General features: G+C 41.5%; 14 protein-coding genes and 2 pseudogenes. 6 read left to right on the forward strand and 10 right to left on the reverse strand.

The features are described 5' to 3' along the window. Window positions 1–532 precede the first annotated feature (532 nt). On the forward strand, window positions 533–844 hold the full coding sequence (locus tag H6G97_RS37245; RefSeq protein ID WP_190945737.1) for a hypothetical protein: 312 nt from the start codon (window positions 533–535) through the stop codon (window positions 842–844). Then, window positions 837–1,121 (forward strand): helix-turn-helix domain-containing protein, encoded by a 285-nt coding sequence (locus H6G97_RS37250; protein WP_190945738.1) that lies wholly within the window; start codon window positions 837–839, stop codon window positions 1,119–1,121. Before H6G97_RS37245 ends, H6G97_RS37250 begins: the two co-directional genes overlap by 8 nt. On the opposite strand, the gene H6G97_RS37255 is transcribed toward H6G97_RS37250, so the two are convergent. Then, the gene (locus H6G97_RS37255; RefSeq protein ID WP_190945739.1) at window positions 1,086–1,301 is read right to left on the reverse strand and encodes a hypothetical protein; all 216 of its coding nucleotides are present in this window, start codon (window positions 1,299–1,301) and stop codon (window positions 1,086–1,088) included. The genes H6G97_RS37250 and H6G97_RS37255 overlap by 36 nt on opposite strands. A gap of 3 nt (window positions 1,302–1,304) precedes the next feature. On the opposite strand from H6G97_RS37255, the gene H6G97_RS37260 reads away from it, so the two are divergent. After that, entirely contained in the window at window positions 1,305–2,540 is a 1,236-nt protein-coding gene (locus H6G97_RS37260; RefSeq protein ID WP_190945740.1) for a hypothetical protein, read from the forward strand. A gap of 114 nt (window positions 2,541–2,654) precedes the next feature. Here the strand turns inward: H6G97_RS37260 and H6G97_RS37265 are convergent. The 6 genes and pseudogenes from H6G97_RS37265 to H6G97_RS53590 form a co-directional block, all read right to left on the reverse strand. After that, window positions 2,655–3,002: pseudogene (locus tag H6G97_RS37265) on the reverse strand (transposase); the annotation flags it as partial. A 203-nt stretch (window positions 3,003–3,205) separates the two neighbouring features. After that, complete coding sequence (locus H6G97_RS56215; protein WP_190945745.1) at window positions 3,206–3,454, reverse strand: winged helix-turn-helix domain-containing protein; 249 nt, start codon at window positions 3,452–3,454, stop codon at window positions 3,206–3,208. Next, window positions 3,447–3,716, reverse strand: a complete 270-nt coding sequence (locus H6G97_RS37275; RefSeq protein WP_190945741.1) for a helix-turn-helix domain-containing protein — start codon at window positions 3,714–3,716, stop codon at window positions 3,447–3,449. Before H6G97_RS37275 ends, H6G97_RS56215 begins: the two co-directional genes overlap by 8 nt. Window positions 3,717–3,718: 2 nt before the next feature. Then, window positions 3,719–3,931 carry a hypothetical protein gene (locus H6G97_RS37280; RefSeq protein WP_190945742.1) on the reverse strand — a complete coding sequence of 71 codons (213 nt, stop codon included), beginning with the start codon at window positions 3,929–3,931 and terminating at the stop codon, window positions 3,719–3,721. Between the two features lie 600 nt (window positions 3,932–4,531). Then, entirely contained in the window at window positions 4,532–4,822 is a 291-nt protein-coding gene (locus H6G97_RS53585) for an IS110 family transposase (protein WP_242055811.1), read from the reverse strand. Then, window positions 4,806–5,078, reverse strand: a complete 273-nt coding sequence (locus H6G97_RS53590) for a hypothetical protein (RefSeq protein ID WP_242055812.1) — start codon at window positions 5,076–5,078, stop codon at window positions 4,806–4,808. Before H6G97_RS53590 ends, H6G97_RS53585 begins: the two co-directional genes overlap by 17 nt. Window positions 5,079–5,180: 102 nt before the next feature. Here H6G97_RS53590 and H6G97_RS37290 point away from each other — a divergent pair, with 102 nt between their 5' ends. From H6G97_RS37290 to H6G97_RS53600, 3 genes are all read left to right on the forward strand, one after another. Further along, on the forward strand, window positions 5,181–5,471 hold the full coding sequence (locus tag H6G97_RS37290) for a hypothetical protein (protein ID WP_190945743.1): 291 nt from the start codon (window positions 5,181–5,183) through the stop codon (window positions 5,469–5,471). Between the two features lie 112 nt (window positions 5,472–5,583). Continuing rightward, window positions 5,584–5,856, forward strand: a complete 273-nt coding sequence (locus H6G97_RS53595; RefSeq protein ID WP_242055813.1) for a hypothetical protein — start codon at window positions 5,584–5,586, stop codon at window positions 5,854–5,856. Next, the gene (locus H6G97_RS53600) at window positions 5,844–5,984 is read left to right on the forward strand and encodes a hypothetical protein (protein WP_242055814.1); all 141 of its coding nucleotides are present in this window, start codon (window positions 5,844–5,846) and stop codon (window positions 5,982–5,984) included. The genes H6G97_RS53595 and H6G97_RS53600 overlap by 13 nt, the downstream gene beginning before the upstream one ends. A gap of 79 nt (window positions 5,985–6,063) precedes the next feature. Here the strand turns inward: H6G97_RS53600 and H6G97_RS37300 are convergent, their stop codons facing one another. The 3 genes and pseudogenes from H6G97_RS37300 to H6G97_RS56225 all read right to left on the reverse strand — a co-directional run. Beyond that, a complete protein-coding gene (locus H6G97_RS37300) occupies window positions 6,064–8,400 on the reverse strand; it encodes a response regulator (protein ID WP_190945744.1) in 2,337 nt (778 codons plus the stop codon). 287 nt (window positions 8,401–8,687) lie between these two features. Then, window positions 8,688–9,689: a PstS family phosphate ABC transporter substrate-binding protein gene (locus tag H6G97_RS56220; RefSeq protein WP_422394245.1), complete on the reverse strand. Its 1,002-nt coding sequence runs from the start codon at window positions 9,687–9,689 to the stop codon at window positions 8,688–8,690. Window positions 9,690–9,890: 201 nt separating this feature from the next. Next, window positions 9,891–10,238: pseudogene (locus H6G97_RS56225) on the reverse strand (CHAT domain-containing protein); the annotation flags it as partial. Between the last annotated feature and the right edge of the window lie 287 nt (window positions 10,239–10,525).

Raw genomic sequence — 10,525 nt, forward strand, 5'->3', positions numbered from 1 at the left:
ACTGTTCATACTCCATGCCAATTAACCGCTTTGTTTCTTTAGGATTCTCCTCAATGTGATTCAGTATGTCACTCATATTTTTATGTCAAAAAGCTTCTCATGATGTTCTTTTAGCACAGAATATTACTATTTTGGAGATGTCTATTGGCACACCACATCTGGACAGCAATCCAAACTGAGCCAGAGTACTTGCAAAAGCTCCGGGATGTGTATCACCAAAAGCGACGCAGAAATCGTGCTAAATAGCCATTTGCCATTTGGCAAGTTTTTATTGCCATAGTGGCAAAGGAAAACTTTAATATTATTTATCAGAATTCTTCTTGACTTTTACCGTTGTTGGTAAATTTGCACCCAAAAAGATTACTATGCCCCAATACGGTTCAGTTAAGGCTAAAACTCTTTGCCAAAGTCAATTTTTTTTATGAACCATAGAGACGCAGAGAAGCCAGTGCGTTGGGCGGGTTCCCCGACTTGAAGCAACTGGCGCGGCACTGAGAGAATAAAGAAATGCTTAACTGAACTGTATTGTACTATGCCCGATCAGTTTTCCCAAATACCGCCAGTAGCGATGCCAGAGTTTATTCCCAGCGAATTACCTCAGCAGAGATTTCATCTCGGTGAATGGGTGCGATGGTTTCAAGTACCCAATGGTGACTTTGGCCGCGTCATCGGAGTAATCTACACCCAACAAGCCAGTTGCATTGCCACTGGCTTACACTACTTGGTTCTTTTAGACGAGCGCAGTCCCTCTCGTGAAATTTACATCTGTGACTTCGCTTTCGAGGAAGATATCAAACCCCTGGATAACTCATTCTTGGAAAGGCTTCAGGGCAATCATGTCTGAAGCTCAACAACATCAGCAGTTGCTAGAACTGCACAACCAAATGTTCATGTCTCCCCAAGATTTTAGCTATCGTTGGGGATTGGGTTACGAAGAATTAGCAAAAATCTGTGCCATCTCTAAATCGACGGCTTATCACTGGTTGGGTGGACAAGCCAGCCGCCGAGAAGCTGGATTACCTTACCAAAGAATTATGGCTGTGGCTGATTTTCTTTTCGCCAATGCCGAAGTAATCAATCCTCTGTTAGAACAGTGGCATAATCCTCAACACCCGAATTAATTCTTCAGTTTTTGCAAATTGACAAAACTTTTCTTCATCACCTTGACTGACATAAAAAATAGGTAGTAGGGTGCAATTTATCGTCACCTGCCTACCCACTGTTCCATGAACCGCTCGACCAATGATTCCTATTACCTGCCCTCCAGTATTGAATTGACCCAAAGCCATGTCTTGATTCATCGCATGGCAATCCCTCTCAAAAATGCAATTAGCTACTTACAACAATTTCCCCAGTCAGAATATGAGGATATTTGCCGGGATGCTTTTGAGTTAGGATTTCTTTGCTTGCAAACTGCTCAAACTCGTCATGGCAACGAATTAATTAAGCAGCAGATGGAATCCTTGTTGGTGGAGTTTCAGCAGGCAGTCAAGGTAATTGCAGAGTCTTTCCAGCAGGAATTAATTAATCAAGTAGGGACAGAGAATGGTCAATTATTAGCTCCACTGCAAAATCAAATTAATCTGACTTCAGCCATCCTCACTGAAAAACTTAATAGCGTCAGCACTTTGCTTACACAAGAAATAGACCCTGCCAGAGAAACTTCTGTTGTTGGCCGCTTTCTCTTTTCATTACGTCAACTATTAGATGCCAAACGCTCTGATTCCATTCAAGGCGCATTTAAAGCAGCATTAATAAATGCCACTAAAGAAAATGGTACTCTGGCTGCGGCAGTTAAAGATGTGGTTTCTGAGTCTGTCAAACCATTAACTGAACAAGTAGAAAAACTGACCAGAGAAATTCGAGATCAACAGGTGACACAACAAGTACTTGAGCAGACAACTGCAAAAGGCATCAACTATGAAGAATTAGTCGTTGTCGAACTGCGAAATTGGGCAAAGTTGAGTGGAGTAGAGGTGGAGCATATTGGTCGTGATGGGGATACTGGCGATATTCTCGTAAAGTTCACTAGTAAATCGTTAGCTGTAATTGAACTGTCAATAGTGATTGAAGCTAGAAAACGACCTTCAAAACCTTTTGGTCGCCAAGCAATCACTCAACATTTACAATTAGCAATGATGCGCCGTTCTGCAAATTCGGCAATATTTTTAAGTTATTCCCGTGAGGGATTAGCACAGGAAATCGGTGATTGGGCAGAGGGAGTTTCTGAGTCCGGTTATTGGATTGCCACAACCCATCCATTTTTAATCATTGCTATCCGCTTTTTGGTGATCCAGCAAAGGTTAAATAAATTGCGTGCCTTTGAATCAGAACTGGATGTGACTGCTGTTGAACAACAAATTCAGCAAATTCGCACAGCTTTGGGACGAATCAGAACTATAAAAAAATCTCTGACGGAAATTGGGAAGGGTGTATCTGTAATTAAAGTTGAGGCAGATGCGCTGAATGCAGATATTCAATCAGCCCTGAAATCAATTGAGCAAACCCTGAGTTTCGTTCCAACTGAAAGTACTGGCTAACCGTTTAACTAGCATACTCCTGCAATATTTCTCACCCAATAACCCACCCAGGATTTTTTAATTCAACAAATGATTGAAGTTATAGGGTATTAACACAGGTAGTTTAATACCAATTTAGTATGAAGCTGCATAGAATAGAGCTTCCAGGATAAAGTTATAAGAAGAGACAGAAATTACCTGTTCAAATGTAAGTTGGTCGAATATTTCTTGAATGCGCTCGCGTAAAGCTTGTAAAGAAGAGAAAAGTTGATTTTTGAGAGGTTTCTTGAGAGCTTGCCAAAGCCTTTCGATAGGATTGAGTTCAGGGGCTGATGGTGGTTGAAACAGAGGAATAATAAATTCTTGCCAACAAATCGCTGAACTCGTATGAGCCGGTGCTTGGTCAATCTGTAAAATAGCGTAATCGCTACCTAATTGCACAGATAGCCAGTCTAGAAACTGTTGAAAACACTCACCATTTAGTTTTGGGTACTCATAATGTTATGGTCTCCAGTCAATGGTTCAATTGCACCATAAATCCACGCATTTATCTCTAGGCCATTTCACCTCAACAGTCGGTTTAACGCCTGAAGCAGTAATCACTTTGCCTGTGAGAGTTTTTAGTCCAACTCTTGTTTCATCCTGACACAAGTAGCGAACACACTTGCCAAGTGCTAGATGTTCTTCTAGACACTTGAGAATGATGCCGAGTTTTTTTTAAACTCAGATACCAACTTCTCGTCTTGTTTGTGGCTTTGAGGACGAGGTACTTTCAATTTCGCACCTAATCGATATCTAACCCAGGCATAAACCGTTGCATACTCTATATCTTGTCCGTGTTCTTCTTTTAACCACTCAACTATTGCACCATAACTACTAAAGCCTTTTTCTGTTTTTAACTCCTCTTCAAGTGCTGCGATCGCAGCATCATCGATTTTCCGTTTTGCACAAGAGTGCTTTTTTGATTTCTAATAAGCCTGATATGCCATCAGTTCTGTACTTCTGCAACCATCTCGTGACTGTTGAAGTATCTTTTGCCAAGCGTTTTCCGATTTTTTGCTGCTCCTTAACCTGCCCGCTTTTTATCCACCACAGCATCATAAGCTTTTCTTTCTGATTTCCTAAATTTGCTGTTTGTAGACGTTTTTTAAGTTCTTCTTCGCTCTCTGCTATTTCAATCTTAAAAGGGCGGCTCATAGTTATTTTAATTTATCGAGTTTATTTTCTCTATTATATGCACCTTCATATAAAATCGGTATTAGGGGAATGTTATATTCCAAGTTAGCCATCCCATAACCATGTTGGTAAATCATCTGCCCATTCTGAATAATAGCAATAGCACAGCCAGGTGAGTTAGGTTTATCCCATTGAACGAATAATTCGTCAACTTTAGCAGTATTATCGTAACTCAATTGATTTCTCCTTTTCTCTACAAATAATAATTGTGATTTAACACTCTCGTTTAAACTACTCCGTTGCTCAAATACTCGACTTAGCTAAGTTTTTAAACTGTCCAAATTGTTCATCAAACAATCTTATTAACAGTCGTCTCACTACTAAGTAGGTCGGTGCTGTGATCCAAGGATTTTGGGCTATTTTACCTTCTTGTAAGTAGGTCGGTGTAAATAATTATTGTTGCAATAAGGCAGAGGGCAGGGGGAGAAAGAGTTTGAGGCTTATTTACTTTTGTTTACATAGTTTGGTTTTATTGCACCGATTTACTTATTGCACCTAAATATACTTCTTCAGTCTGAGAATCTAGGGACTGTAACCTTTTCTTTTTTTCAGCAAGCCCTACTTAAACCGACTTTTAAAAACTGAAACTTCAAAAATGCCTTTTTGGGTGGTCTGTTTGTCGTAGTAATCTTCAACTATTGGCCCTGACGGTGTTATTTATGTTTCCAACAAAGGCGATCGCCCAAATCAAGGACAAGTTTTAAGAATTGAAGTTGTGTCAAGGGTGAGCAAACCAAGTACGCTTCTAGGGTTTGGCGCATTGGCTGTTTATTCGCTTAAGGGGGAGAACTTTTAATCTTGCCACCAGTAATGCGACTGCCAGGACAAAGACCAAGCCAGGAGGTAAAGTGCTTAACTGTGGGGAATCGACTGGGGTCTAAACCAACCTCAGAAAGAATAATTTGCACAGTGAGTACACCAAGACCATCAACACGAGTAAAATCTACTCCACTCATGCGGTAAAGGTGAGTACGCAAATCAAAGTTAGGTTCGTTACCTTGAGGTTTATGGCGAATATGCTTTGGTGGAGTAAGGGGAGATTGAGAAATATCATAAGCAATCCTCAATCTGACGGTCACATTCAGCGATTTGCGATTGGTAGACATCATAAAGATGTAATTCTTGTTGCAAGACAAACAAATGTTCTTTTCGGTAGTCACCATGAAGTGCAGCGGCAATTTCTGCTTCACTGCGTTTGATACGGTGATGTTTTTTGGCTGCAAGTACTTGTGGGTCATGTTCACCAGCGACGATAGCTCGTATGATTGCCATACCTGTAGTGCCTGTAATATCACTAATTGCTTGATGCAGTTGTATATTCATTTGGGTTAAAGCTTTCTGCATCCGTTGAATGTGAACACTGGCACAATTGAAGAGACTATCACGTTGACGAATATAGCTACGTAACAACTAAAAATTATAGGTGTGATACTACGTAGTTTACCATGCCGGGAAATTGATACAAATTACTTGTCTCTCTTATCAGTCTGGGTTGAGCAAGCTTTAAGCAACAATCTTTTGGTAGCGTTGGATTTGGAACAGGCGCACCAATGGTTGCGACGAATTGCTGATTGTTTGCACTATCCCAAATACTCTCACCCCATCAAAGATAAGGTGACTAATACCACAGATACTAGCAACTTATCCTTGACAAGCCTTAAAGTTCGATGCGAGATGGAAGAATTATTACAGCAGTTTCAACCTGACCCTCAATAGCATCCGGCACAGTTTGTTCTCAAGAAAAAGTTACAACGACTATGGCACAAATACGGTACTAACTTATTACACTGCTATGATATCCCTGGTTTGCCGCCTGATAATCTCAAAATTGAGTCAATGTTGCAGCAATTTACGTCGTCACCAGCGGCGTATTAGTGGGCGGAAATCAACTGTCCAATTGCGTGATTTTGGGCAATATCAGGTTCTATTCCTTGCTGAGAATGAGAAACAGCTACTTGAACAAATTCAGCAAGTACCTATAGCTGAGTATAAAGCTCAACGTCGTAGATTAGCTGTTTCTGAAGCTCCTCGCCAACAAAAACTCGTCTCACAGGCTGGTGAAACAACTCAGCAATCGGGGGATTTCCAATGGGTATTGTAGTAGGAGTCGGTGGTGGAGTAGTGCTTGTGGGCGGAGTGATCGCCTTGATAGCTCGCTCCAGGAGATGCAGACGGAGCGGGGGTCAGAAGTGCGATCGCTGTCAAAATCTTTGGCCCGGATTTAATTGAACTGCGAAAGATTGGCGAACAAGTGCGAGATGTGATTCAGCCTATCGCTGGGGTTGTAAACTTGCAGCTTGAACCCCCCTTAGTTCTGCTTCAGCATAGAATTAGCAACTTGGTATAAAGATTGAATACTTAGTCCATCATTAGGATACTCAACCACAGCAAAATTACAAGTTGCCTGGAAGCGATCGCCATTGGGAGCTGTAAAGACTTGCTGGCGGAGCTTGGTTAAAAGGTCACTGAGGCGATGTTTGATGACAAGCCGTTCTGTTTCAGTAAACCCAGAAACTCCTACTATAAATTCTCCGTTACCCCAATAGCCCAATATTTCGCCACTACAAAAAACCGATTGGAATAGACGGCTCCATCGTTGCAATACTTGATTACCAGCCTCATGCCCATACTGGATATTAATTTGACGTAAATCGCTAACATTCAAGATCGTTAAACAAACCGATTGCTGATTTTTTTCGGCTTGAGCAATTAGGTGCTGTAAGTCGCGGCTAGACTGTAACTGATTCGCTAGTCCGGTTAAGGGGTCTTTGGTAGAGAGCGATTGTAGTAGGCGGCTGCGTTCTAGGCGATGGGTGATCCTTGCCAGCAGTTCTGCCCCTACAACGGGTTTAACCACATAATCATCTCCCCCAGCAGCAAACACCTGCTGCACCGTTTCCATCTCCCGGTGAGCCGTCAAAAATACAATTGGCAATTCCTGCCATTGAGGATCTGTGCGAACTGCCTGGCAAAGTTCTATACCACTAATTTGGGGCATTTCCACATCCAAAATCAACAAATCTGGTGCAGTAGATTGCAATACCTCCCAAAAACGCAGGGGATCGTCCAATGCAGTCATTCGCATTCCCCAAGGTTCTAACATTGGGCCTAATGCCGCTAAAATCACTGGGTCATCATCAACTACTAATACATTTACTGTTAAAGAACGCGTAAACTGTAATATTTGAGACGCAGTTTCCCAAACTTGATTTGCTGTAACAGGCTTGAGGAGAAAACCCCGCGCCCCAGACTGAGCCAAAGTCACACGATCCATTAGCTGATCGGTTACAGCCAGCGCCAGAACAGGTACAGGAGGAGTATGTGTTGCTAAGTCCAACATTAGTGTTAAACTTTCCTCTCGCTGCCCTATCTCATCTATATTCAGTACTACTAAATCTGGTGATGTGGTTTGCAAGAAGTTTTTTGCAGCTTCTAACGTTGTTATTTGCTGCCAGCGCATTTCTATAGAAGATGCTAGTTGTTGCAACTGTGAACCCAGTTGTAAATCAGGGTCAATCAGCAGTAACTTCGGATTTATCTCTTCCCCAATCGAGGTAGCAGTTTGATTAACTACCTTCATTAGGTTTAACAAATTGCCTAACTCTTGTATCAGCGATATTATCTGGCGTTTTTGGGCTGGTAATAACTTTCCATCTTTGTCTAAAATCTGTTCAATTTCCCGTGCTATTTGAGTACCTGTTTCTTGCTCAAACATTCCCAAAACACCAGCTAGCTTGTGCGCTTCACGTCCTGCCGATTTACGTAATTCTATAGTTAGGGCGCCGCTAGATAGTTCTGTTGCTGCTTGTTGCAGTACTTCCATTCGCTGTGTCATTAGCCCCTGGTATTGATTCCACAACTCACCCATTGCTTGCTTAAACTGCTGTTCAACGGATGGGGAAGTATCGGGTATAAAGGAATTTTGCTCTGTATTTTTTTGAGTTATTTTTTCGCTATTTCCACTACTAGTAGCTTTTTGGGAGTTTAAACGATATCCCAAACCATAAACGTTTTCAATCCAGTCTACGGCTCCAACTACTTTCAACTTGTGTCGCAACCACTTAATATGAGACTTAACAGTTTCCTCTTGGGGTGGGTCATCAAAAGTCCACAGATGTTCAATAATATCTCCCCGACTAAAAACCCGTGATGGATTCCGTAGTAATAACTCCAGCAGACTATATTCTTTGGGTGTTAAATCCAGAACTTGATTATCGTATGTTACCTCGCAAATACTTGGATCTAAACGCAATGCCCCAACTTCTAGCACTGGAGGACGGGGAGTATCGCCGCGACGTAACAAAGCGCGTACCCTTGCTTGGAGTTCTCCCAAATTTAAAGGTTTAATGAGATAATCATCTGCTCCAGCATCGAGTCCACGAATGCGATCGCTAGTTTCATCTTTTGCTGTGATCAACAAAATAGGAGTGGAACAGCCACTAGAACGTAAGCGCTGACATAAAGTAATGCCATCGAGTTTTGGCAGTCCCACATCTGTTAATATCAGGTCATAGTTCGTACCTTGGGCATATTCCCAGCCAATTTGTCCATCTTGTGCAATTTCAACAACATAGTGTTGTTGGGTAAGTGACTGCAACAAAACACTTGCTAAAACTTCGTCATCTTCAATCAGCAAGATTCTCATATAGCAATCCTGAATCAGTTGTAAGAAAATATAATGTAACTTTTACAACTAAATATTATATGTAGAGTTTCAGGTTGACGATCGCCATTACTGTCTCCTTTTGTTTGCCTTCAAAAACAAATTAGAATATATCATAGGACTTACGCAAAAACCCTCTGAAACTCTTATTCCTTTGCGTCTTCTCTAACGAGACACTGCGCGTAGCTTGCTTCTCCGTAGGAGTATGCGGTTCGTTTTTTCATGATTTTGCGTAAGTCCTGTATCAGCTAAAAATTATATATAAATACTTAACGGATACGCACAAATCCAGCTTCATTCATTAGTTGTTGTCCCTGATTTGTTAATAGCATATTGGCGTATGCCTCGCCCGCTTTTTGTTCTAGACTGCCATTATTCTGCCTGACTATGACAAACATCTGACGTGTAATTGGATACTTACCTGTTTTGAACGCATTGATGTTTAACTTATTGCGCTGATTTGGACATTGAGCTGGTTTAATCAAAGGTTTGATGTAAGGAGCGACAAAACTGTACCCTTGTCTGGCGATTGGCAGTGCCTTAATCTTACATTGGGGGACGACTTCAGGAGCGGAAGCGTAGTAAATGCCACCGTGATCGCTTGCTAATTTTCTCAGTCCATCTGTTGTGTCGTAGACGTATACTACATTACTTCCAATTTTCTCTCCACCGAGAACGTTGTTAGCAAAGAACTCTACAGTGCCTCCGTCTTCAAAGCGACGGGAGTATGCAGTAATTTTTAGGTTAGGCCCGCCAACCTGATTCCAGTTAGTTATTTTACCAGTGTAAATATCTTTAATTTGTCCTAAGGTTAGCCCTGGAATTTGCAGATCGGGGTGAACAGCGATCGCTAATCCTTCTAAAGCCACTGGAATTTGTTTGAGGCTAAATCCTCGTTGTTGAGCTTGTTGAAACTCTCTGTCTGCGATCGGGCGGGAGGATTGAGAAAAGGTCAATTGTCCTTCCAATAACATCCGAATTCCTGTACCTGAACCTGGTGTAGCATTAATCGCATCGGTATAGCGTAATTCAAACTGCGGATGGGTTTTTTTGATTTCCGGATCTACATATTGCCGAACTGTTGCCCAAGATGTGCTACCACCATAAAACCATGTTCCTTCGGGAGCAGTTACGGAACTAAAATCGGAGTTGACTTTTGTCTCAATTAAATTGGCTTTTTTCCCAACTAAGTTAATTTTTGCCCCAACTAAATAGCCTACACCACTACTGACAATCACGCCCACCAAACCAATTAATAACCACGGCTTGATATTTTTCTTTGGTTTAGAAGTTGAATCCTCTAGCTTGATGGGAGTTACCTTTGGCGGGGAACTTTCGCGCAATCCTTGCCAAGTCAACGGTTCAACATTGGCTTCAATACAAATTGTTGGCAACCAAATTGCACCTGGATAATCAGACTTAAAATGTTCTAGGCGTTTTCGTGCTTTTTTAACAGAAGTAAACAGTGACTTATTATTATGAGTAAATTCTTGGAAGAAATATCTTAAAAAATCTACTGCTACGGGATCAGGCACGGGTTCGCGCATGACAATCACTTGAGGTAAATGGAGTTGGGCCATTTGGTTAGCTAATCCCAAACCATCACAAGAATTAAAAATTGCTAACTGTAATCCTTTATCAATAGCTTGCTTCAAAGCTTCTTTAAATTCTTCAATAGTCAAACTATCTTGTTCGTTAAGTTCAATCCAACCGATTTGCCCATCTTCTTGACTCCCACTGTGTCCTGTAAAAACGAAAATATGGTAGCCTTGTTCATCCCAAAGTGCTTCGCATAACTCCTTGCGGCTAGGTTTAATCAAACAGTGTACTTCTACCCCATCTGTCTCTAAATCTTGAATTACTTTTAAGTCATCTTTTGTATTAATGCCGTCACTTCTACCAACAGCAACTAAAATTCTGACTTTTATACTTTTAGGAACAAGCTTATTTATCTTTGGATTAAAACTTTTGGGCGCAGTCAGGGCAACTTCGGCCAGGGTTAGCGCGTCTCAAACCCTATTGACAGTGGGATTCTAGGAGAGGATTGAATTTGGGAGAGATGCGGCTAACACAGAAAGCATATACTGATCATTCATAGCGGCTCGCC

Source organism: Nostoc flagelliforme FACHB-838 (genome assembly GCF_014698065.1).
Lineage (GTDB): Bacteria > Cyanobacteriota > Cyanobacteriia > Cyanobacteriales > Nostocaceae > Nostoc > Nostoc flagelliforme_B.